Below are 21,230 nucleotides of genomic sequence, written 5' to 3' on the forward strand. Positions count from 1 at the left end.
GTTGGACTGGTTGAACATTCAACATCACGCCTCGACCACCTTCCCGGAGGACGCCATGACCACGACCACCGACCTCGCCACCCTGACCGGCGAGTACACGGTCGACCCCGCCCACACGACGATCGGTTTCACGGCACGCCACGCCATGGTCACCAACGTCAAGGGCAAGTTCCTCGACTTCAGCGGCACGCTGCACCTGGACGGCACCGACCCGACCGCCTCCACGGCGACCCTGGACATCACGATGGACAGCATCGACACCGGCTCCGCCGACCGCGACGGCCACCTCAAGAGCTCGGACTTCTTCAAGACGGACCAGTTCCCGAAGATGACCTTCCGCTCCACCAGGGCGGAGGCCCTGGGCGGCGACGACTACCGCATCACCGGCGATCTCACGATCCTCGGCACCACCAGGCCGCTCACCATCGACCTGGAGTTCAACGGCGCCGCCAGGGACCCGTTCGGCAACGAGCGCGTCGGCTTCGAGGGCAAGGCGGAGATCAAGCGTTCGGAGTGGGGGCTGACCTGGAACGCGGCACTGGAGACGGGCGGCGTGCTGGTCTCCGACAAGATCAAGCTGAACTTCGACATCTCGGCGATCAAGCAGGCGTGACGCCCCGCGCCCCCTCGGGGGCACCCAGGACCACCTCGGCGGCGGCCCGGAGCCGGATACGGCGGCCGGGCCGGCCGATCGTCCGGTAGATCGTGTGGTACCGCGCGATCGAACGGTCCGCGGGAACCAGGTCGTCCGCGTCCGCCGCGCTCCGCCGCGACGTGGTGTGTCCGTCGGCCACCACGACCAGGTCGGGTCGCCTTGTCGACCACCGGCCCCCGGCGCCGGCGCGGGCACGACCCACAGGCCTTCGGTACCGGGCACCACGCCCTCGCCCCGGTGCCGGACCGTCACCACCGGCACACCGGCCGCCCGGGCCCGCTCGCCCGGGCCCGCCCGCTCAGCCCCGCGATCGCGGCGACCGCCTCGGCGGCCCGGTGCGCCGTGGCGACCATGGCGTTCCGCATGTCGGTGACGAGGAGCGCGGCACCGGACGGCTCGGGCTCACCCCAGTGGCGTGCCCCACCCGGCCGCCGCCCCGTCCTCCAGCAGGTCCCGCACCTGGTCGAGGGCGTGACCGAAGGGGTCGGGGAAGACGCCCAGCCCGTGCGCGACCAGCGCCCCCTCGTGCAGCAGCATCAGCGTGCGCACCAGCCGGTCCGCGCCGGCCCCTTCGACCGCACCGGTCCCCTCTACCGCACCGGTCCCCTGGTGCGCACCGGCCCCCTGGTGCGCACTGGTCCCCGCGACCGCACCGGTCCTCTCGTTCGCGCCGCCCACGTCGACCTCGCCGGCTTGCCGGGTGAGGCGGGTGAACAGGTCGAGCATCCACCGCTTCTGCCCGGTGATGACCGGGTACGCCGGGTGGGCCGGGTCGCTGATCTCCGCGTGGGCGTTGATCATGCTGCACCCCTTGGAGCCGTACTCCGCCGCCCACGCGCGCGAGGCCTCGAAGACGGCCAGGACCCGGGCGGCCGCCCCCTGGTCCGCGACCGCCTCCAGACGACCGGCGAGCAGGTCCCGCCAGCGCTCGTCGCGCCCGGCCAGGTACTCCACGACGATCTGCTCCTTCGAGCCGAACCGGTCGTACAGCGTCTTCTTGGTCACCCCCGCCTCGGCGGCGATGAGGTCCACGCCCACGGCGTGGATGCCGCGCTCGTAGAACAGCCGCTCGGCGGCCTCCAGCACGCGTCGCGCGCCGGGCGTCATGCGGACGCGGTGCGGTTTCTCGGCAGGACCCATGACCACCAGTATACCGGTCTGTATAGTGGGCACCAAGCGAGTAAACCGATCTGTCTACTCCATGGTGGTGGTTGACGTGAAGGCCCTGCTCTCGGCCGCCTTCGTCCTGTGCTGGAGCTCCGGGTTCATCGGCGCCAAAGCCGGCGCGGGGACCGCGGACGCGACCACGCTCCTGATGTGGCGGTTCCTGCCGCTCGCCGTGGTCCTCCTCGCGGCGGCGGCCGTCTCCGGAGCGGCCGCGTGGCGGGGCCTGACCCGCCGGGACGTCGGCCGGCAGGTCGTCGTCGGCGCGCTGTCCCAGAGCGGCTATCTGCTCAGCGTCTACTACGCCATCCAGCTCGGCGTCTCCAGCGGCACCACCGCCCTGATCGACGGCGTCCAGCCGCTCGTCGCCGGCGCGCTCGCCGGGCCCCTGCTGCGGCAGTACGTCTCGCGCCGGCAGTGGCTCGGGCTGTGGCTGGGGCTGGCCGGTGTCGCCACGGTCACGCTGGCCGACGCCGCGGCGGCCAAGGCGGACGTGGCCTGGTGGGCGTACCTCGTGCCCTTCCTCGGCATGCTGTCGCTGGTGGCGGCCACCTTCCTGGAGGGCCGCTCCCGCGCGCCGGTCGCGCCCCGGGCGGCGCTGACGATCCACTGTGCGACCAGCGCCGTGCTCTTCTCCGGTCTGGCGGTCGCCGCCGGGGCCGCCGCCCCGCCCGCCGACTCCTCGTTCTGGGTGGCGACCGCCTGGCTCGTGGTGCTGCCCACCTTCGGCGGCTACGGCCTGTACTGGCTGATCCTGCGCCGGTCCGGCATCACCGAGGTCAACACCCTGATGTTCCTCATGGCCCCGGTCACCGCCGTGTGGGGCGCCCTCGTGTTCGGCGAACCGTTCGGCGTCCAGACCGCCCTCGGCCTGGCCGTCGGGCTCGCAGCCGTCGTCATCGTCCGCCGCGGGAACGGGACGTCACGGTCCCGGCCCGCACGCTCTTCCCCGGGTTCCGTCGGGCAACGCCCCACGTGTCCGCGAGCGCGGTGACCGGGAACGGGTCCCGGCCGTGCGCCGACTGCGGGGGCGGGGCGGGGACACGCCCCCGGCCCGGACCGCCGTCATGCGCCTCGGCGCGAATTTATCGGTCGTACCGCCCGCCGAATCGCGCTAGCCTGCCCTCCGTGAACAGTCCCGAAGCCTCCAGACTCCGGCCACCGGCTCTCCGGTGGCTGTTCGTGATGCCGGGCTGAGGGACGCGCTCCGCGCGTACCCGGAGTCGTCGTTGTCGTGATCGCCGCCGGACGGCCGTCCGCCGTGTCGTGTCCGATGTCGACTTCGGGGTGCGGAGTTTCTTCATGCCGTTCGCAATCTTCCTGCTGGGCCTCGCCGTGTTCGCCCAGGGAACGTCCGAGTTCATGCTGTCCGGGCTGGTGCCGGACATCGCGAGGGATCTACAGGTCACCGTGCCCGCGGCGGGGGCGCTGACCTCCGCCTTCGCGGTGGGGATGGTCGTCGGGGCGCCGCTGATGGCGGGGCTCGGGCGGCGGTGGTCGCGGCGGGGTGCCCTGCTGGGCTTCCTGGCCGTCTTCGTCGCCGTTCACGTGGTGGGTGCCGTCACCCACAGTTTCGGGGTACTGCTCGCCACCCGGGTGGTCGGGGCGCTGGCCAATGCCGGATTCCTGGCCGTGGCCCTGGTGACCGCCGTGGGCATGGTGGGGCCGGAGGCCAAGGGGCGGGCCACGTCCACGCTGCTCGCCGGGATCACGCTCGCCTGCGTGGTGGGGGTGCCCGCCGGGGCGCTGCTCGGGCAGGTGTGGGGCTGGCGCTCGGCGTTCTGGGCGGTGGTGGTGCTGTCGGTGCCCGCGGTGGCGGCGGTGGCCCGGTCGGTGCCGGGCGGGGCCGCCGACGCCACGCCTCCCCCGCTGGGAGGGGAGCTGCGGTCGCTGCGCGGCCCTCGGCTCCTGGTCACGCTGCTGCTGGGCGCCCTGGTGAACGGGGCGACGTTCTGTACGTTCACGTATCTCGCGCCGCTGGCCACCGAGGTCGGCGGGCTGGGCGCCGCGTGGGTGCCGGGGGTGCTGGCGCTGTTCGGAGCGGGGTCGTTCGTCGGGGTGAGCGTCGGCGGACGGCTGGCCGACCGAAGCCCGGCGGCGGTGGTGACGGTGGGCGGGGCCGCGCTGTGCGCCGGATGGACCGCACTCGCGCTGGGCGCCGGGAACCCGGTTCTCGCACTCGGGTTCGTCTTCCTCCTGGGCGCCCTGTCCTTCGGGGTCGGCTCCACGCTGATCTCCCAGGTGCTGTACGCGGCGCCGGACGCTCCGACCCTGGCCGGCGGCTTCGCGACGGCCGCGTTCAACGTGGGCGCGGCGCTGGGCCCGTGGGCCGGGGGCGCGGCCATCGGTGCGGGGTTCGGGTACCGGTCGCCGGTGTGGGTCAGCGCGGGGCTCGTCGCTTCCGCCTTCGCCCTGACCCTCGCGGCGCCGGCTGCCGGAGCCGCCCGGGCTGCCCGGGCTGCCCGGGCTGCCCAAGCGGGTCGAGCGGGTCGAGCGACCCGAGCGGGTCGAGCCGCCCGGACGTGCCGGACGACGCCGCTCTGACGCGACGCCGTCCGTCGGCCGGGCACCGTAGGCGCCGGGCCGACGGACGGCGAGGGGAGCCCCGGTCCCGCCGTCAGAAGCCTCCGCCGAAGTCGCCTCCGCCGAAACCACCGCCGCCGCCGAAGTCGCCGCCCCCGAAACCGCCTCCGAAGTCACCGGGGTCGAAGTCCCCACCGGAGACGTCGCCGCCCTCGTGGCCGCCGAAGTCGCCGTAACCGGCGCCGTAACCTGCGCCGTAGGCCGGGCCCGCCATCATGCCGCCCAGCATGGTGCCGACCAGCAGGCCGGGCAGGATGCCACCGCCGAAGTAGCCGCCCGCCCAGGGGCCGTAGGCCGGACCCGCGTCCCAGTAGGGGCGGCGGCCGTACTCGGTGTCCACCTCGCGGATCATCGGGTCCCGGCCGTCGGAGAGGCGGGTCTGATCCGCGGCGCAGACCGGGACCTGGCGGGTGGTGCCGCCCTGCGGGGTCCAGGTGACGTCGGCGACCGACGGGCCGTGGCGCGGGTCGAAGAAGCAGGGCGGGCGGCGTTCGGGCAACTGCCTGCCCTCGCGGCGGGCGGCGAGCTGCGCGAGCGAGAAGCGGCCGTCCTCCAGGGCCTGGGTGACCGCGCGCACGTCCTCCGGTTTCCGGGCGTCCGCCATGTAGGTCTTGGCCTGTTCGTAGGCGTCGAGGGCGCGTTCGTAGTCCGTGCGCATGGCGTCGTCGGCGTGCGGTTCCGCCGGGTGGAAGTCGAGGCGGTCCAGCTCCTCGCCGAACGCGGTGATGTCCTCGTCGACCACCACCCGCAGCCTCTCCAGCGCCTCCCGCTGCTCCTCCTCGCGGCGGCGCCGGTTGCGCCGGGAGAGCGCGTAGACGCTCGCGCCGCCGACCGCCACGACCGCGCCGGCGGTGATCAGGGCGCCGGTCGGCACCGAGGCGCCGCCGGAGTCCCAGGACGAGGGCGCGGAGCCGCGCACACTGCGCAGCGCGTCGTCGACGAAGTCGTTCAACTGGGCCTTGGCGTCGCCCGCGCCCTGCGCAGCCGTGACCAGGTTGTCCACGCCCTGGCGACTCAGCACGCTGCTGTCGGCGCGCGCGTCGAACTGGTCGCCGAGCCGGACGCCGTACAAACCGGTGATGCCGGTCTCGGTGCGGAGGTTCTGGAAGAGGTTCCCGGTCGGGTAACCGGCGGGGAGGACCACCACGAAGACGGATTCGTTCGCGTCCTCGATCTTGTCGGCCAGCGCCTCGGCGTCCGACGACGACAGCAGGTCGGAGGCGGCCGGATCCACGTACACGGGACTCTCGCGCAGGGCCGCGCCGATCTCGGAGACGTCGGTGGCCGCCTGCGCGCCGGGCGCACCGGCCATCAGCACCGCCAGCGCGGCGATGACCGGCGCGACCAGGAGGCGTATGAGGACTCGAACACGTGCGTCCTTCATACGTTCGAAAGTACCCGAATCGACCTCAATAAGACATCAGTACGGGCGAAGACCTCGGTGCGGAACGGAAAACCGGCTCACCCGGCGGGCGTGACCCCCGCCCGCAGCAGCCCGTACGTGTACGCGTCCTCCAGGGCCTGCCACGAGGCGGCGATGACGTTCTCGGCGACGCCCACCGTGGACCACTCCCCCGTCCCGTCGCTCGTGGAGATGAGGACCCTGGTCGTGGACTGGGTGCCGTGCACTCCCTCCAGGATGCGGACCTTGTAGTCGACCAGGTCGAGCTTGGCCAGCTCCGGGTAGATCTTCTCCAGGGCGACCCGCAGGGCGCGGTCCAGGGCGTTGACCGGGCCGTTGCCCTCGGCCGTGGCGACGATGCGCTCGCCCTTGGCCCAGAGCTTGACCGTGGCCTCGTTGGCGTGGGTGCCGTCGGGGCGGTCCTCGGCGATCGAGCGCCAGGACTCGACGTCGAAGTACTCGAGGGGGCCGCCCTCGGCCTCGGCGCGCAGCAGCAGTTCGAAGCTCGCGTCCGCGGCCTCGTACGTGTAGCCCGCCAGCTCCCGTTCCTTCACGCGCTCGACGACGCGGCCGACCAGCTCGCGGTCGCCGCCGAGGTCGACGCCGAGCTCCTTGCCCTTGAGCTCGATGGAGGCGCGGCCGGCCATGTCGGAGACGAGCATCCGCATGGTGTTGCCGACCAGCTCGGGGTCGATGTGCTGGTACAGGTCCGGATCGACCTTGATCGCGGAGGCGTGCAGGCCCGCCTTGTGCGCGAAGGCGGAGACGCCCACGTAGGGCTGGTGGGTGGAGGGGGTGAGGTTGACGACCTCGGCGATGGCGTGGGAGATGCGGGTCATCTCCCGCAGCCGGCCCTCGGGCAGGACCCGCTTGCCGTACTTCAGCTCCAGGGCGGCCACGACCGGGAACAGGTTGGCGTTGCCCACGCGCTCGCCGTAGCCGTTCGCCGTGCACTGGACGTGGGTCGCGCCCGAGTCGACGGCGGCGAGGGTGTTGGCGACGGCGCAGCCGGTGTCGTCCTGGGCGTGGATGCCGAGCCGGGCACCGGTGTCGGCCAGCACCGTGGCGACCACGGCCTGGATCTGCGCCGGGAGCATGCCGCCGTTGGTGTCGCACAGGATGACCACGTCGGCGCCCGCTTCCGAGGCGGCGCGGACGACGGCCTTCGCGTACTCGGGGTTGGCGCGGTAGCCGTCGAAGAAGTGCTCGCAGTCGACGAAGACCCGGCGGCCCTGCGCGACGAGGTGGGAGACGGTGTCCCGCACCATCGCCAGGTTCTCCTCGAGCGTGGTGCGCAGGGCGAGTTCGACGTGCCGGTCGTGGGACTTGGCGACCAGGGTGATCACCTGGGCGCCGGACTCCAGGAGCGCCTTGACCTGGTGGTCCTCGGCGGCGGTCGCGCCCGCGCGGCGGGTGGCGCCGAAGGCGACGAGCTGGGCGTGCTGGAAGTCGATCTCCTGCCGGGCGCGGGCGAAGAACTCGGTGTCCCGCGGGTTGGCGCCGGGCCAGCCGCCCTCGATGAAGCCCACACCGAAGTCGTCCAGGTGCCGTGCGATGGCCAGCTTGTCCGCGACCGTGAGGTTGATGCCCTCGCGCTGCGCGCCGTCGCGCAGGGTGGTGTCGAAGACGTGGAACGAATCGTCGAGTTCGCTGGTAGCGGTCATGATCTGAAGACTCCTGTATGGGATCTCGGTCTACCGGAATGACCGGTTCCACCGTCCGTCTATGATCCCGCACGCTCTCTTCCCGGCTGGGGGTGGGCCAGGAAAACGAAAAACCCCTCGCGGGTGCGAGAGGTCTGCGCGCGGGTCGAGGACGACGGTGTCCACCCGTACCTGGTCGTACGCGGTGGTCACTGCGGACCGGCGCGCCTGCTGCCAATAATCATGGCGAACGAGAGCACGGAGGCAGTCTGGCACAGACCGCCCCCGTGCTCACCGACCGTCTCAGGATGCGAGCGCGGTGCTGGTCAGCGCATGCGGCGGACGAAGACGTCGGACGACCGGTTGGTGTCCCCGGGCACCAGGTTTCCCGCGTGCGTCTCGAAGGCGACGGTGCGTCCGTCACGGCTCGGCGCGGCTTCCTGCCAGGCGTACACCCCGTACCCCACGTCGTCCGGGTGGAGGGCGACGGTCACCTGCCGGTTGACGTCCGTGCGCAGGTCCCGGACGTAGAGCTGGGTCTTCTCCGTCCCGCCCGGGACCAGTCCGGTCCCCGCGGAGGAGAAGACGACGCGCCGGCCGTCCTCGCTGATGACGGGCGGCCCCGACCGGTCGTCCAGTTGCCCGCCGTCGGCGGCCAGGGACACCCGTTCCGTCGTGCCGGTGCGCAGGTCCCGCACGAAGACGTCGGACGTCGCGTTGGTGTCCCCCGGCACCAGATCCGCTTCGAAGGAGACGAAGGCCATGTGCCGGCCGTCGCCGCTGAAGGTGGGGGGCCGCCGGGTCCCGGCCGCCTCGTCGAACGCTTCGGTACGGCCGGTGCGGCGGTCGTGGACGTGGACGACGTACCCGGCCCGGCCCCGCTCCAGGCCGTAGGCGAGGCGGCCGGCGTCGGCGCTCATGGTGAAGTGGTAGCCCACGGTCCACTCGGACCCGCCGGCGGTGGGGGGCGTGGCACGGCTGATCAGGCGCGTCGTGCCCAGCCTGCGGTCCCGCAGGTAGAGGCCGTTGCGCACCCCGTCCCCCGTGTCCCCGGTGTCGCGGAACTCCGCGAGGAAGGCCACGTACCGGCCGCCCCTGCTGACCTGCGCGGTCCCGTAGGGCTGCGGGACGGCCCGTTCGTCGTCGGTGAGGCTCACCAGTTCGGTGCGGTGCTTGACCCGGTCGTGGAGGTAGACGCCGGAGAAGTAGGTGCCGTCCGCGTAGGAGCCGGTGCCCGCCGTGTAGGTCACGTACCGGCCGTCGGGGCTGATCCGGGCCGCGAAGGACGAGTGCTCGTACGCGCCGCCGTCGTCGCGGACGCTGATCCGTTCGATGGTCCCCCGGCGCAGGTCGCGCAGGAAGACGTCGGTCTTCTGGTCGGTGTCCTCCGGGACGAGGCCCGGGGACGACGACTCGAACACCGCGAACCGGCCGTCGGCGCTGAGCGACGGGCTCCGTCCGCCGTACGCCACCTCCCGTCCGTCCGCGGAGACGCTGATCCGGACGGTGTCCCCCCGCTTGCTCGCGGCGGACGCCGACGGCGCGGCCGTGGCCACCGTCGCCGCCGCGAGCACCACGGCGCACGTGCCCCGTAAGAGTCTTCGCATCTCTCCCCCTGCTTCCCCGTGGGCGCTGTTCCCCCGGCCCCACGCCGAGGGCACATCACGAGGCAAACGCACGGACGGGTGGCCGGGCAATCCGCCGTAGGTCGTACAACCCGGGCGCGTGATCAGGCGTCCGTGACCAGGCTCTCGTCCAGGAACTCCCGCACATGGCCGAGAACCCTCCCCCGGTCCGTCCCGCGCAGCCCGATCGCCACGTGGATGGCGAAGCCGTCGAGGAGGGCCCGCAGCCGCGAGGCGTAACGGTCGGGGTCGACGGGACGGAACTCGCCCCGCGAGACACCCTCGGCGAGCAGCGCGACCAGGTCGCGGTGCCAGGCGCCCTCGATGGCGGCCTGCCGGTCGCGGGCCTCGTCGGCGGCGTTCTGCGAGTGGTTCCAGACCTCCAGCCACAGCGTCCAGTGCGGATCGCGGTGCCCGGCGGGGACGTACAGGTCGACGTAGGCGTCCAGGCGTTCGCGGGCCGTTCCGGACCGGGTGAGCAGCCGGCCGCGTTCGACCCCGAGTCGCCCCTCGCTCCACTCGAGGGTGCGCAGCAGCAGTTCGTCCTTGGAGTGGAAGTAGTAGAGGAGGTGGCCGCTGCTCATGCCGACCTCGCGGCCGAGTGCCGCCATGGTGAGTTTCTCCAGGCCGCGCTCGGCGATCATCTCCATGGCGGCGGCCAGGACGTCCTCGCGCGGCGGGGCGGTGTTGCGGCGGCGGGCGCCGGGGGTGCTCATGCGCAGGCCACCCGGACCGCGGCCGCAAGGAAGCGGATCTCCCACGGCCCGTAGCACTCGCTGTGCCAGGTGGCCACCGCGGCTCCGCACCCGCCGCACACCTGGTTGGGCCCCTCCATGCCGAGCGTTCCGCAGCACCCCGACTCCTGGACGTCCGGGTTGCCGGACAGCCGCTCGCGGGTGTCCTCCGGGTTCACCACCAGGGTGCCGCGCGGCCCCCTCGACACCATCGTGCGGGGGCCGTCCAGTTCCCCCACCGAGACTCCGGGGAGGGTCGATCCCTCCCACTCCGGGTCCGGATGCGGCACGTACGGCGCCCCGCTCGGCTCGGGGTCCACCGCGTACCTGCCGGGCGGCAGGGTCGACGGGGCGTGCCGCGAGCCGTCCGGGTTCCGGGATCCGTCGTACTCCGGGAGCGGTGGCACCTCGGGCAGGAGACGCAGCGGCTCGGTCAGTCGGTGTCCGCAGGCCGTGCAGAGCAGTACATCCACCCGTACGTTCTACCCGATCACCGCCGTCCCCCCGCCGTCAGCCCGTCTTCGGCTGCTGCTGGGTGATGCAGTGGATGCCGCCGCCGCCCGCGAAGATCGTGCGCGCGTCCACCAGGGTCACCGTGCGCCGCGGGTGAAGCCGGCGGAAGATGCCGGCCGCGATCTCGTCGCGCGGGTCGTCGAAGCCGCAGAGCACGACGCCGCCGTTGCAGAGGTAGTGGTTGATGTAGGAGTAGTCGGCCCAGTGGCCGCCGGCCTCCAGGACGGTCGGGGCGGGCACCTCGACGACCTCCAGGCGGCGCCCCCGGGCGTCGGTGGCGGAGCGCAGGATGCCGATGGCCTCCCGGGTGACCTCGTGGTCGGGGTGGGCCGGGTCGGGCTGGTGATGGGCGACGACGACGCCGGGGGCGGCGAAGGCGGCGACGATGTCGACGTGGCCGAGGGTGCCGAAGCCGTGCGGGGGGTAGTCGCCGGTCAGCCCGCGCGGCAGCCAGATCGCCTTGCGGGTGCCGAGGTGGGCGTGGATCTCCGCCTCGACCCGCTCCCTCGTCCAGCCGGGGTTGCGCTCGGGCCCGAGCTGCACGGTCTCGGTGAGCAGCACGGTGCCCTCACCGTCGACGTGGATGCCGCCGCCCTCGTTGACCAGCGGCGAGGTGTACGTGCGGGCGCCGGCGAGGTCGGCGACGTACGCGCCGACCTTCGCGTCGTGGTCCCAGCGGGCCCACTCCTGGGCGCCCCAGCCGTTGAAGGTCCAGTCGACGGCGGCCAGTTCGGCGCCGTCGGTGAGGAAGGTGGGGCCGATGTCGCGCATCCAGGCGTCGTCCAGGTCGCGTTCGACCGTCTCGACGCCGTCGCCCAGCAGAGCGCGCGCCTCGGCCGACTGCCCCGGACCGCACACCACCGTGACCGGCTCGAAGCGGCGGACGGCACGGGCGACGGACGCCCAGGCGATACGCGCGGCGGCCAGGTCCTCGGGGTCCTCGAAGGTGGGGTTGGGGCCCGGCCAGGCCATCCAGGTGCGCTCGTGCGGGGCCCATTCGGGAGGCATGCGGAAACCGTCGGCGGCAGGGGTCATGACGGGTACCTTCACAGGAAGTAGAGGCGGTTGAGGGAGACGGAGTCGGCCGGTTCCGAGCGCAGCGGGTCTCCGTCCAGGGTGACCAGGCCGGTGCGCTGGTCGACGTCGACCGCGCCGGTACGGGAGTTCAGGCGCAGGTCGGCCGGGCCGACGCCGCGCGTGCCGCGCACCGCGACCCGGCGGCGGCGGGTGGGCATCGTGTCGCCGCCCTGGTCGAGGGCGGCCTGGGCGACGAAGGCCACGGATATGTCGGCGGGCGTGGCGCCGTGCGCGCCGAACTGCGGGCCGAGGACGAGGGGTTCGCAGGTGTCGGTGGCCGCGTTCGGGTCGCCGACCACGCCGTACGCCGGGAAGCCGGACTTGAGGACGAGCTGCGGCTTGGCGCCGAAGTACTCCGGGCGCCACAGGACGATGTCGGCGAGCTTGCCGGTCTCGATCGAGCCGACCTCGTGCGAGAGGCCGTGGGCGATGGCGGGGTTGACGGTCAGCTTCGCCATGTAGCGCAGGACGCGCTCGTTGTCGTGGTCGTCGTCCGGGGCGCCGAACTCGGCTTTCATCTTCCCGGCCATGGCGAAGGTGCGGCGGACGGTCTCGCCCGCCCGGCCCATGCCCTGCGCGTCGGAGGAGGTGATGCCGATCGCGCCCAGGTCGTGCAGCACGTCCTCGGCGCCCATGGTCCCGGCGCGGATGCGGTCGCGGGCCATGGCGGCGTCGCCCGGCAGGTCGGTCTTCAGGTCGTGGACGGAGACGATCATGCCGTAGTGCTCGGCGACCGCGTCCCGGCCGAAGGGCAGGGTGGGGTTGGTGGAGGAGCCGATGACATTGGGGACGCCGGCCATCTTCAGCACGTTGGGGACGTGTCCGCCCCCGCAGCCCTCGATGTGGAAGGCGTGGATGGTGCGGCCCTCCAGGACGCGGAGGGTGTCCTCGACGGAGAGGCACTCGTTCAGGCCGTCGCTGTGCAGGGCGACCTGGACGTCGTGCTCCTCGGCGACGCGCAGGGCGGTGTCCAGGGCGCGGGTGTGGGCGCCCATGTCCTCGTGCACCTTGAATCCGGACGCGCCGCCCTCGGCCAGCGCCTCGATCAGCGGCGCCTCGTGGGAGGACGAACCCCGCCCGAGGAAGCCGATGTTGACCGGCCAGGCGTCGAAGGCGCCGAACGCGTGCTTCAGCGCCCAGGGCGAGTTGACGCCGACGCCCCACACCGGGCCGAACTCCTGCCCGATGACCGTCGTCACGCCGGACGCGAGCGACGCCTCCATGATGCGCGGGGAGAGCAGGTGGACGTGGGTGTCGACGGCCCCGGCGGTGGCGATGAGCCCTTCCCCGGACACGATGGAGGTGCCGGTGCCGACCACGACGTCGACCCCGTCGAGGGTGTCGGGGTTCCCGGCCCGGCCGATCCCGCGGATCCGCCCCTCGCGGATGCCGATCGACACCTTCCTGATCCCCTGGACCGCGTCGATCACGACGACGTTGCTGATCACGACGTCGCAGGTCTCGCGGACGGCGGCGGCTTTGAGGTGCAGTCCGTCGCGGGCGGTCTTGCCGAACCCGGCGAGGAACTCGTCGCCGTAGCGCTGGGCGTCGGACTCGACGCGGATCACCAGCCCCGAGTCGCCGAGGCGGAGGCGGTCGCCGGCGCGCGGGCCGTGGGTGGCCGCGTAGGCGTGGGCGTCGATGCGGAGCGACTCGCTGATCTCTCGTCCCTTCGAGCGGCTCATCGCCCGCCTCCTTCCGGCGCGTCCCGCGTGACGTCCGCCGCTTGCCGTGTGACGCCCAGGTATCCGCAGGCCGCGGCCCGGCGCAGGGCCTCCTCCTTGGCTCCCGGCGCGTCGAGCGGGCCGTCGACCAGTCCGGCGAAGCCGATCGCGACGCGCCGCCCGCCGATGGGTACGAGGCCGACCTCGGCGCTCTCCCCGGGTCCGAGGCGGACCGAGGAGCCGGCGGGGACGGCCAGGCGCATGCCGTAGGCCCGTGCGCGGTCGAAGTCCAGGCGCGGGTTGGCCTCGAAGAAGTGGAAGTGGGAGGTCACGGAGACGGGCACGGTCGCGGTGTTGGTGACCGGCAGGCGCACCGCGGCCTCGGGCTCGGCGTGGCCGGGCCCGGGCAGCAGGGCGCCCGGCGCCCGGTCCCCCAGCCCGCCCCCGACGGGGTCGGAGACGACGGCGAGCCGGGACCCGTCGTCGAAGACGGCCTCCACGTGCACCTCGGTGACCACGTCCGCGACGCCGGGCAGCACGTCGTCGGGGCCCAGTACGGACCGGGCGCGCTCGATCGCCTCCGCGAGCCGGGCGCCGTCGCGGGCGGCCTCGCACACGGTGTCCGCGATCAGCGCGGTCGCCTCCGGCACGTTCAGCCTGAGCCCGCGGGCACGGCGCGCCCGGGCCAGCTCGGCCGCCCCGAAGAGCAGCAGCCGGTCACGTTCCGTGGGAGTCAGTCTCACGACGTGGCACCTCCTTGCCGTCCATACATTAGAGCATCACTCTAAACGTCGCTTTCCTTTCCCGAAACCGTTGACGGACTGGCAGGGCAGACGTCACATTGAGCGTCGCTCTAAATTACTGGCGGCCGTCGAAGGAGACCAGCCATGCCGATGGAACAGCGCGGAGTCGACACCATCCCCGAGGCGGAACGCACCAGCGGGCCCCGGGACCTGGTCTCGATCCTGCTGGGGTCCAACCTCTGTCTGGGCGTGATCGTCTTCGGCTGGCTGCCGCCGTCCTTCGGTCTCGACTGGTGGGCGTCGGTCAGCTCGGTGGTGGCGGGCACGGTCGTCGGCACGCTGTTCACGGCCCCGCTGGCCCTGGTCTCCCTGCGCACCGGCACCAATCTGTCCACGTCGTCCGGCGCCCAGTTCGGCGTGCGCGGACGCCTGGTCGGGTCGGTGGTCGGCCTGCTCCTCGCCCTCGGATACACCGCGCTGACCGTGTGGATCGGCGGCGACGTGATGACGGGCGTCCTCGGCCGGCTCTTCGGGCTGCCGCAGGGCGGGGCCGCGTACGCCGTCGTCTACGGGCTGCTAGCCGCGGCGACCGTCGCGGGCGCGGTGTACGGCTACCGGGTGCTGCTCGCCATGTCCCGGGTGCTGGCCTTCGGCATGACCGCCCTGCTGGTCCTGGGCGTGATCGCCTACGCCCCCGATTTCACGACCGCCGCGCTGCCGGACGCGGGCGGCTATCTGCTGGGCGGCTTCTGGCCGACGTGGCTGCTCGCGGCCGTGGCCGCCGGACTGTCCGGGCCGGTCGCCTTCATCACGCTGCTCGGCGACTACACCCGCTACGTCTCCCCGGCCCGCTTCTCCTCCCGCCGGGTGCTGCACGCGACCTGGCTGGGGCTGATGCTGGGCCTGCTGGTGCCGCAGCTCTTCGGCACCTTCACGGCCTACGCCGCCCGCGCCGCCCTGGACTACGCCGGGCCGCTGGTCGACGCCGCCCCCACCTGGTACCTGGTCCCGCTGCTGCTCGCCGCCTCCGCGGGCTCGGTGGGCAACGCGGGGCTGATGCTGTACTCCATGGGCCTGGACCTGGACGCCATCCTGCCGCGCGCCTCCCGGGCCCGGGCCACCTGCGCCGTCGCCGTCGTCGCCACGGCCTGTGTCTTCGTCGGGCACTACGCCTGGGCCGCCCAGTCGGCGATGACGTCGTTCGTGCTGCTGCTGACGGCGATCGGCACCCCGTGGGCGGTCATCACGATGATCGGCTTCGTCCGCTGCGGCGGGGTGTACGACGCCGACGCCCTCCAGGTCTTCAACCGCCGGGCCCGCGGCGGCGCCTACTGGTACCGGGCCGGCTGGAACGTCCCGGCCACGGCGGCCTGGGCGGCGGGCGCGGTCGTCGGCGTGCTGGCGGTGTCCCTGCCGTCGTACGAGGGCCCGCTGCTGGCGTTCACCGGCGGGGTGGACTGCAGCTTCCTGCTGTCGGGACTGGTGGGCGGGGTGGTGTACGCGCTGTCGTCCCCGGGTGCCGTCGTGGCGACGGCACCCGGGGTGGACGGCGTGGCCGAGCCCGCTTCCTGTCCGACCGGGTCGGGTGACGCGAGGGCGTAGGCCGTCGGGGCCGGGGGGGAGCCCCGCGAGGGCTGCCCCGAGGCGGGGTGATGCGCCAGGGCGTAGGCCGCCGGGGCCCGGGGGCGGAGCCCCCGGCGAGGGCCCGCCCCCGAGGCAGGGCGGTGCCCCAGGACGTAAGCCGTCCGTGCTCGGGGGCAGAGCCCCCCGGCGAGGCCCGCCCCGGAGCGGGGCGCCTCAGACCAGCCGGTGCATCCAGCCGTGCTTGTCCTCGGCCGTCCCCCGCTGGATGTCCAGCAGCGCGGCCCGCAGCCGCCGCGTCACCTCGCCCGGCTCGCCCCCGCTCTGCTGCCACTGGGCACCCGCCCGCTTGACCGTGCCGACCGGGGTGATCACGGCCGCGGTCCCGCAGGCGAAGACCTCGGTGAGGGAGCCGTTCTCCGCGTCACGCTGCCACTGCTCGACGGAGACGCGGCCCTCCTCGGCCTCGTAGCCGAGGTCTCGGGCGACGGTGAGCAGGGAGTCGCGGGTGACGCCCTCCAGGATGGAACCGGTGAGGGACGGAGTGACGATCTTGTCCCCGTACACGAAGTACAGGTTCATGCCGCCGAGTTCCTCGACCCACTGGTGCTCGACCGCGTCGAGGTAGCAGACCTGGTCGCAGCCCTTGGCGGCGGCCTCGGCCTGGGCGAGCAGGGAGGCGGCGTAGTTGCCGCCCGTCTTGGCGTCGCCCATGCCGCCGGGGACGGCGCGGACGTGGTCCTCGGAGACCCAGATGGAGACCGGCTTGACGCCGCCCGGGAAATAGGCGCCGGCCGGGGAGGCGATGACGATGAAGAGGTACTCGTTGGCCGGCTTCACGCCCAGGCCGACCTCGGTCGCGATCATGAAGGGGCGCAGGTAGAGGGATTCCTCACCACCGTGCGCCGGGACCCAGTTCTGGTCCTGCCGCACCAGCGCGTCGCATGCCTCGATGAACGTCTCCACCGGCAGCTCCGGCATGCCGAGCCGGCGCGAGGACGCCTGGAAGCGCCGCGCGTTCTTCTCCGGGCGGAAGGTGGCGACGGACCCGTCGGGGCGGCGGTAGGCCTTGAGTCCCTCGAAGATCTCCTGCGCGTAGTGCAGGACCATGGTGGCCGGGTCGAGGGAGAGCGGGGCGTACGGAACGAGCTGACCGTCGTGCCAGCCGCGGCCCTCGGTCCACTTGACCGTCACCATGTGGTCGGTGAAGTGGCGGCCGAACCCGGGGTTGGCCAGGATCGCCTGCCGCTCTGCGTCGGAGAGCGGGTTGGCGGAGGGCTTGAGCTCGATCGTGGGCGTCGTCATGGGTTGATGTCCTTCACCGGTTGTCGTGACGGGCCGCGGTCACGCCCGTACGGCCGGTGGCCGGTGCTAGGACGTCCGAGCATTCCCTCATCTCGCGGCTTCGCGTTTCGATTATCGCGCGCGGCCCGTGACGGATGAAGCGGGGTGAATGCGGCCCAGGGTTCGATGGTCGCACCTTGCGGACGCAGGAGAAAGCCGCCGGGTGCCTTGTTTCTCGGACCCGGCGGCTTCGAAAGGTTGGATTTCGAGTGCGCCGGGTCAGCCGGCTACTCGTACGGCGAGTGCGTCGCCGATCTCGGAGGTGGAGCGGGCGGGCTTGTCCGCGCGCTCGCCGAGGTCGGCGGAGACCGCGTCCTCGATGCGGGTCGCCTCGGCGTCGTGGCCGAGGTGGCGCAGCAGCAGGGCGACGGACAGGACCGTGGCGGTGGGGTCGGCCTTGCCCTGGCCGGCGATGTCGGGCGCGGAGCCGTGGACCGGCTCGAACATCGAGGGGAACTCGCCGGACGGGTTGATGTTCCCGCTGGCGGCGACGCCGATGCCGCCGGAGACGGCCGCGGCGAGGTCGGTGATGATGTCGCCGAAGAGGTTGTCGGTGACGATCACGTCGAAGCGCTCGGGCTGGGTGACGAGGTAGATCGTCGCCGCGTCGACGTGCATGTACTCGGTGGTGACCTCGGGGTACTCGGCGGCCACCTTGTTGAACACGTTCGTCCACAGGTGCCCCGCGAAGGTCAGCACGTTGTTCTTGTGGATCAGCGCCAGTCGCTTGCGCGGGCGGGCCTGCGCGCGGGCGAAGGCGTCGCGGACGACGCGCTCGACACCGAAGGCCGTGTTGACGGAGACCTCGGTGGCGACCTCGTGCTCGGTGCCCTTGCGGATGGTGCCGCCGTTGCCGGTGTACGGGCCCTCGGTGCCCTCGCGGACGACGACGAAGTCGATCTCCGGCTGCCCGGCGAGCGGGGTGGCGACACCCGGCAGCAGCTTGGACGGCCGCAGGTTGACGTGGTGGTCGAAGGCGAAGCGGAGCTTGAGCAGGAAGCCGCGCTCCAGGACGCCGGACGGCACCGACGGGTCGCCGATCGCGCCGAGCAGGATGGCGTCGTGGCCCTTGAGGGCGTCGAGGTCGGCGTCGGTGAGGGTCTCACCGGTGGCGTGGTAGCGCCGGGCGCCGAAGTCGAACTCCTTGGTCTCCAGCTTCACATCCTGCGGAAGGACGGCGGAGAGGACCTTGAGACCTTCGGCCACGACCTCCTGGCCGATGCCGTCACCGGGAATCACTGCGAGATTGAGGCTGCGAGACATGCCGGCACCCTACCCCTCGTCCCACGGGATGACATGCGGCGTCCGACATGCGGACGCCGGCCTGTCACCTCCGGCTCAGTGGCCGGTGGCGCCGCCGTTGTCCCGGCGGTCGAGGGCGCGCTGGAGGGCGGCCGCGGCGTTCTTGCGGTCGGAGTCACTGGTGCGGGAGAGGTGGCGGACTCGGCGGCGGACGGTCGTCTCGGCCATGGGAATCGACTCCTTCGGCACGCGAAGAGCGCGGAAAGCGAGTGGTACGGGGAGACGCCGGAAGGGGCGGGGAGCGCGGAGCCGCAGGGGTTGCCTGCGCGGGGCCCGGCTCACGACCGCCATTCGCTCGATCGAGCGGGACGTTCGGCTCCTACAAAGCTAAGGGAGCGTGGAGCGTCTGTCTCCACAATTACTCGGACTTCCTACTATCTGAGACAGTGCCGTCGGTCACTCCGCCTTGACCTGCGAAAACGCCGGACGGGCCAGGTCGGGGGGAGACCTGGCCCGTCCGGCGTCGGGTGGGCGTCAGCCCATGTGCGGGTACGCGTAGTCGGTCGGCGCGACCAGCGTCTCCTTGATGGCGCGGGTCAGGGTCCAGCGCATCAGGTTCTGCGGGGCGCCGGCCTTGTCGTTGGTGCCGGAGGCACGGCCGCCGCCGAAGGGCTGCTGGCCGACCACGGCGCCGGTCGACTTGTCGTTGATGTAGAAGTTGCCGGCCGCGTAGCGCAGCTTCTCCATCGTGTACGCCGCGGCGGCGCGGTCGCCCGAGATGACCGAGCCGGTGAGGGCGTAGTCGGACACCGACTCCATCTGGGTCAGCATCTCGTCGTACTTGTCGTCCTCGTAGACGTGGACGGCGAGGAACGGGCCGAAGTACTCGGTGCGGAACACCTCGTTCTCCGGATCGGAGCACTCGACGACCGTCGGGCGCACGAAGTACCCGACCGAGTCGTCGTAGGAGCCGCCCGCGACGATCGTGCAGGTGTCGTCCGCCTTGGCGCGGTCGATGGCGGCCTTGTTCTTGGCGAAGGACCGCTCGTCGATGACGGCGCCCATGAAGTTCGACAGGTCGGTGACGTCACCCATCGTGAGGTAGTCGACCTCGGCCGCGAACTCCTCCTTGAAGCCGTCGTTCCAGATGGACGCCGGGATGTACGCGCGGGAGGTGGCGCTGCACTTCTGGCCCTGGTACTCGAAGGCACCGCGGGTCAGGGCGGTCTTGAGCACGGCGCGGTCCGCCGACGGGTGGGCGACCAGGAAGTCCTTGCCACCGGTCTCGCCGACCAGGCGCGGATAGGTGCGGTACTTCTCGATGTTGTTGCCGACCGTCTTCCACAGGTGCTGGAAGGTCTTGGTCGAGCCGGTGAAGTGGATGCCCGCGAGGTCGCGGTGCTCCAGGGCGACCTCGGAGACCGCGATGCCGTCGCCGGTGACCAGGTTGATGACGCCCTTGGGCAGCCCGGCCTCCTCCAGCAGCTCCATGAGCAGCACGGCGGCGTGGGTCTGCGTCGGGGACGGCTTCCAGACCACCACGTTGCCCATGAGGGCCGGGGCGGTGGGCAGGTTGGCCGCGATCGCGCTGAAGTTGAACGGCGTGATCGCGTAGACGAAGCCCTCCAGCGGGCGGTGGTCCATGCGGTTCCACACACCCTGGGAGTTGGCCGGGGGCTGCTCGGCCAGGATGTTGCGGGCGTAGTGGACGTTGAAGCGCCAGAAGTCGATCAGCTCGCAGGGGCTGTCGATCTCGGCCTGCTGGGCCGTCTTGGACTGGCCGAGCATGGTGGAGGCGGCGATGGTCTCGCGCCACGGACCGGAGAGCAGCTCGGCGGCGCGCAGGATGATCGCCGCGCGGTCGTCGAAGGACATCGCGCGCCACGCGGGGGCGGCGGCCAGGGCGGCGTCGATCGCGTCCTGGGCGTCCGCCTGCGTGGCGTTGGCGTAGGTGCCCAGGCGGGACTTGTGGTTGTGCGGCTGCACCACGTCGAAGCGCTCGCCGCCACCCATCCGCTTGACGCCGCCGATGGTGCAGGGCAGATCAACGGGGTTGTCGGCGAGGTGCCGGAGCTTCTCCTCCAGGCGAGCGCGCTCCGGAGAACCGGGGGCGTAGCCGTGCACCGGCTCGTTGACGGGGGTGGGGACCTGGGTCACAGCGTCCATGAGTTCCGTTACTCCTTAACTGAGCGGTCTTGCGAGCGGGTGCGGGCTCAGCCCTTGGTGACCATCGAGCGGGCGAAGAACCGGAGGTTGGCCGGCTTCTCCGCCAGACGGCGCATGAAGTAGCCGTACCAGTCGGTGCCGTAGGCGGTGTAGACGCGCATGCGGTGGCCCTCGGCGGCCAGCCGCAGGTGCTCGTCGCCGCGGATGCCGTACAGCATCTGGAACTCGTACTCGTCGAGCTTTCGCCCGGCGGTACGGGCCAGCTCCTGCGCGATGGAGATCAGACGCGGGTCGTGGGACCCGATCATCGGGTAACCCTCACCCTCCATCAGCGTCCGCAGGATGCGCACGTACGCCTTGTCGATCTCGTGGCGCTGCTGGTACGCGACCTCGGCGGGCTCCTTGTAGGCGCCCTTCACCAACCGTACGCGACTGCCGCTGTCGGCGAGCCGGCGCGCGTCGGCCTCGGTACGGAAGAGGTAGGCCTGGATGACACAGCCGGTCTGCGGGAAGTCCTTCCGCAGCTCCTCGTGGATGGCGAACATCGAGTCGAGGGTGGTGTGGTCCTCGGCGTCGAGGGTGACCGTGGTGCCGATCCCGGCGGCGGCCTCGACGACCGGGCGGACGTTCTTCAGGGCCAGCTCGTGGCCGCCGTCCAGTGCCTGGCCGAACATGGACAGCTTGACCGACATCTCGGCGCGGGCGCCGAGGTCGAGCGGCTTGAGCCGGTCGACCAGTTCCAGGTAGGCGTCGCGGGCGGCCTCGGCCTGCGCGGGGTTCGTGATGTCCTCGCCGACGACGTCCATCGTCAGCTCCAGCCCCTGGTCGGTGAGGTCCCGGATGATCGGCACGACCTGGTCGACCGTCTCGCCGGGGATGAACCGGTCGACGACCGGCTTGGTCACCGGAGCGGCCGAGACCAGACGACGCATCCGGTCGCTGCGCGACGCGGCGAGAATCACGGGACCCAGCACGGGGCACCTCCACTTACCAACCAACACGAGGCCGTTGCCCGACGAACGGGGGACGGCACGGAGAACCACCGTGAAATCTAAGGATCCTCCCGATCGTCGGCCATCGACACCTGTCACGCA

Annotated in this window: 19 protein-coding genes; 4 read left to right on the forward strand and 15 right to left on the reverse strand. The window is 72.2% G+C overall.

What is annotated here, in order from left to right; translation table 11 throughout:
- Positions 1-55 precede the first annotated feature (55 nt).
- Positions 56-613, forward strand: a complete 558-nt coding sequence (locus B1H29_RS10935) for a YceI family protein (RefSeq protein WP_055421795.1) — start codon at positions 56-58, stop codon at positions 611-613.
- On the opposite strand, the gene B1H29_RS40020 is transcribed toward B1H29_RS10935, so the two are convergent.
- Together B1H29_RS40020 and B1H29_RS39290 are read right to left on the reverse strand one after the other, a co-directional pair.
- Entirely contained in the window at positions 600-794 is a 195-nt protein-coding gene (locus tag B1H29_RS40020; protein ID WP_324611055.1) for a hypothetical protein, read from the reverse strand. The genes B1H29_RS10935 and B1H29_RS40020 overlap by 14 nt on opposite strands.
- A gap of 263 nt (positions 795-1,057) precedes the next feature.
- Positions 1,058-1,795: a TetR/AcrR family transcriptional regulator gene (locus B1H29_RS39290; protein ID WP_055421940.1), complete on the reverse strand. Its 738-nt coding sequence runs from the start codon at positions 1,793-1,795 to the stop codon at positions 1,058-1,060.
- Positions 1,796-1,871: 76 nt separating this feature from the next.
- On the opposite strand from B1H29_RS39290, the gene B1H29_RS10950 reads away from it, so the two are divergent.
- Together B1H29_RS10950 and B1H29_RS10955 are read left to right on the forward strand one after the other, a co-directional pair.
- The gene (locus tag B1H29_RS10950) at positions 1,872-2,813 is read left to right on the forward strand and encodes a DMT family transporter (protein WP_107095399.1); all 942 of its coding nucleotides are present in this window, start codon (positions 1,872-1,874) and stop codon (positions 2,811-2,813) included.
- A gap of 308 nt (positions 2,814-3,121) precedes the next feature.
- Entirely contained in the window at positions 3,122-4,363 is a 1,242-nt protein-coding gene (locus tag B1H29_RS10955; RefSeq protein ID WP_055421941.1) for a Cmx/CmrA family chloramphenicol efflux MFS transporter, read from the forward strand.
- A 73-nt stretch (positions 4,364-4,436) separates the two neighbouring features.
- Here the strand turns inward: B1H29_RS10955 and B1H29_RS10960 are convergent, their stop codons facing one another.
- The 8 genes from B1H29_RS10960 to ureA all read right to left on the reverse strand — a co-directional run bounded on the left by B1H29_RS10960 (position 4,437) and on the right by ureA (position 13,803).
- Positions 4,437-5,786 carry a hypothetical protein gene (locus B1H29_RS10960; protein ID WP_055421798.1) on the reverse strand — a complete coding sequence of 450 codons (1,350 nt, stop codon included), beginning with the start codon at positions 5,784-5,786 and terminating at the stop codon, positions 4,437-4,439.
- Positions 5,787-5,863: 77 nt separating this feature from the next.
- Complete coding sequence (cimA, locus tag B1H29_RS10965; RefSeq protein ID WP_055421799.1) at positions 5,864-7,468, reverse strand: citramalate synthase; 1,605 nt, start codon at positions 7,466-7,468, stop codon at positions 5,864-5,866.
- Positions 7,469-7,773: 305 nt separating this feature from the next.
- On the reverse strand, positions 7,774-9,054 hold the full coding sequence (locus B1H29_RS10970; protein WP_107095395.1) for a TolB family protein: 1,281 nt from the start codon (positions 9,052-9,054) through the stop codon (positions 7,774-7,776).
- Positions 9,055-9,176: 122 nt separating this feature from the next.
- Entirely contained in the window at positions 9,177-9,788 is a 612-nt protein-coding gene (locus B1H29_RS10975) for a TetR/AcrR family transcriptional regulator (protein WP_055421801.1), read from the reverse strand.
- A complete protein-coding gene (locus tag B1H29_RS10980; protein ID WP_055421802.1) occupies positions 9,785-10,279 on the reverse strand; it encodes a hypothetical protein in 495 nt (164 codons plus the stop codon). The genes B1H29_RS10975 and B1H29_RS10980 overlap by 4 nt, the downstream gene beginning before the upstream one ends.
- 37 nt (positions 10,280-10,316) lie before the next feature.
- A complete protein-coding gene (locus B1H29_RS10985) occupies positions 10,317-11,354 on the reverse strand; it encodes an agmatine deiminase family protein (RefSeq protein WP_055421803.1) in 1,038 nt (345 codons plus the stop codon).
- 11 nt (positions 11,355-11,365) lie between these two features.
- On the reverse strand, positions 11,366-13,081 hold the full coding sequence (locus B1H29_RS10990; RefSeq protein ID WP_055421804.1) for an urease subunit alpha: 1,716 nt from the start codon (positions 13,079-13,081) through the stop codon (positions 11,366-11,368).
- Positions 13,078-13,803, reverse strand: a complete 726-nt coding sequence (gene ureA, locus B1H29_RS10995) for an urease subunit gamma (RefSeq protein WP_055421805.1) — start codon at positions 13,801-13,803, stop codon at positions 13,078-13,080. Before ureA ends, B1H29_RS10990 begins: the two co-directional genes overlap by 4 nt.
- A 144-nt stretch (positions 13,804-13,947) precedes the next feature.
- Here ureA and B1H29_RS11000 point away from each other — a divergent pair, with 144 nt between their 5' ends.
- Positions 13,948-15,405: a cytosine permease gene (locus B1H29_RS11000; RefSeq protein ID WP_055421806.1), complete on the forward strand. Its 1,458-nt coding sequence runs from the start codon at positions 13,948-13,950 to the stop codon at positions 15,403-15,405.
- A 195-nt stretch (positions 15,406-15,600) separates the two neighbouring features.
- Here the strand turns inward: B1H29_RS11000 and B1H29_RS11005 are convergent, their stop codons facing one another.
- The 5 genes from B1H29_RS11005 to B1H29_RS11025 all read right to left on the reverse strand — a co-directional run bounded on the left by B1H29_RS11005 (position 15,601) and on the right by B1H29_RS11025 (position 21,110).
- Entirely contained in the window at positions 15,601-16,689 is a 1,089-nt protein-coding gene (locus tag B1H29_RS11005) for a branched-chain amino acid aminotransferase (protein WP_055421807.1), read from the reverse strand.
- 258 nt (positions 16,690-16,947) lie between these two features.
- A complete protein-coding gene (locus tag B1H29_RS11010) occupies positions 16,948-17,991 on the reverse strand; it encodes a 3-isopropylmalate dehydrogenase (protein ID WP_055421808.1) in 1,044 nt (347 codons plus the stop codon).
- A 75-nt stretch (positions 17,992-18,066) separates the two neighbouring features.
- Positions 18,067-18,198 (reverse strand): hypothetical protein, encoded by a 132-nt coding sequence (locus B1H29_RS39860; protein ID WP_007444772.1) that lies wholly within the window; start codon positions 18,196-18,198, stop codon positions 18,067-18,069.
- 306 nt (positions 18,199-18,504) lie between these two features.
- Positions 18,505-20,136 carry an L-glutamate gamma-semialdehyde dehydrogenase gene (gene pruA, locus B1H29_RS11020; RefSeq protein ID WP_055421809.1) on the reverse strand — a complete coding sequence of 544 codons (1,632 nt, stop codon included), beginning with the start codon at positions 20,134-20,136 and terminating at the stop codon, positions 18,505-18,507.
- Positions 20,137-20,183: 47 nt separating this feature from the next.
- A complete protein-coding gene (locus B1H29_RS11025; protein ID WP_055421810.1) occupies positions 20,184-21,110 on the reverse strand; it encodes a proline dehydrogenase family protein in 927 nt (308 codons plus the stop codon).
- Positions 21,111-21,230 lie beyond the last annotated feature (120 nt).

This window comes from Streptomyces pactum (genome assembly GCF_002005225.1).
Lineage (GTDB): Bacteria > Actinomycetota > Actinomycetes > Streptomycetales > Streptomycetaceae > Streptomyces > Streptomyces pactum_A.

Bases quoted from the DNA above. Each gene is read 5' to 3' on its own strand.
- B1H29_RS10935 (WP_055421795.1), top strand. From the start codon at position 56: ATGACCACGACCACCGACCTCGCCACCCTGACCGGCGAGTACACGGTC.
- B1H29_RS39290 (WP_055421940.1), bottom strand. From the start codon at position 1,795: ATGGGTCCTGCCGAGAAACCGCACCGCGTCCGCATGACGCCCGGCGCG.
- B1H29_RS10955 (WP_055421941.1), top strand. From the start codon at position 3,122: ATGCCGTTCGCAATCTTCCTGCTGGGCCTCGCCGTGTTCGCCCAGGGA.
- B1H29_RS10960 (WP_055421798.1), bottom strand. From the start codon at position 5,786: ATGAAGGACGCACGTGTTCGAGTCCTCATACGCCTCCTGGTCGCGCCG.
- cimA (WP_055421799.1), bottom strand. From the start codon at position 7,468: ATGACCGCTACCAGCGAACTCGACGATTCGTTCCACGTCTTCGACACC.
- B1H29_RS10970 (WP_107095395.1), bottom strand. From the start codon at position 9,054: ATGCGAAGACTCTTACGGGGCACGTGCGCCGTGGTGCTCGCGGCGGCG.
- B1H29_RS10975 (WP_055421801.1), bottom strand. From the start codon at position 9,788: ATGAGCACCCCCGGCGCCCGCCGCCGCAACACCGCCCCGCCGCGCGAG.
- B1H29_RS10985 (WP_055421803.1), bottom strand. From the start codon at position 11,354: ATGACCCCTGCCGCCGACGGTTTCCGCATGCCTCCCGAATGGGCCCCG.
- B1H29_RS10990 (WP_055421804.1), bottom strand. From the start codon at position 13,081: ATGAGCCGCTCGAAGGGACGAGAGATCAGCGAGTCGCTCCGCATCGAC.
- B1H29_RS11000 (WP_055421806.1), top strand. From the start codon at position 13,948: ATGCCGATGGAACAGCGCGGAGTCGACACCATCCCCGAGGCGGAACGC.
- B1H29_RS11005 (WP_055421807.1), bottom strand. From the start codon at position 16,689: ATGACGACGCCCACGATCGAGCTCAAGCCCTCCGCCAACCCGCTCTCC.
- B1H29_RS11010 (WP_055421808.1), bottom strand. From the start codon at position 17,991: ATGTCTCGCAGCCTCAATCTCGCAGTGATTCCCGGTGACGGCATCGGC.
- B1H29_RS39860 (WP_007444772.1), bottom strand. From the start codon at position 18,198: ATGGCCGAGACGACCGTCCGCCGCCGAGTCCGCCACCTCTCCCGCACC.
- pruA (WP_055421809.1), bottom strand. From the start codon at position 20,136: ATGGACGCTGTGACCCAGGTCCCCACCCCCGTCAACGAGCCGGTGCAC.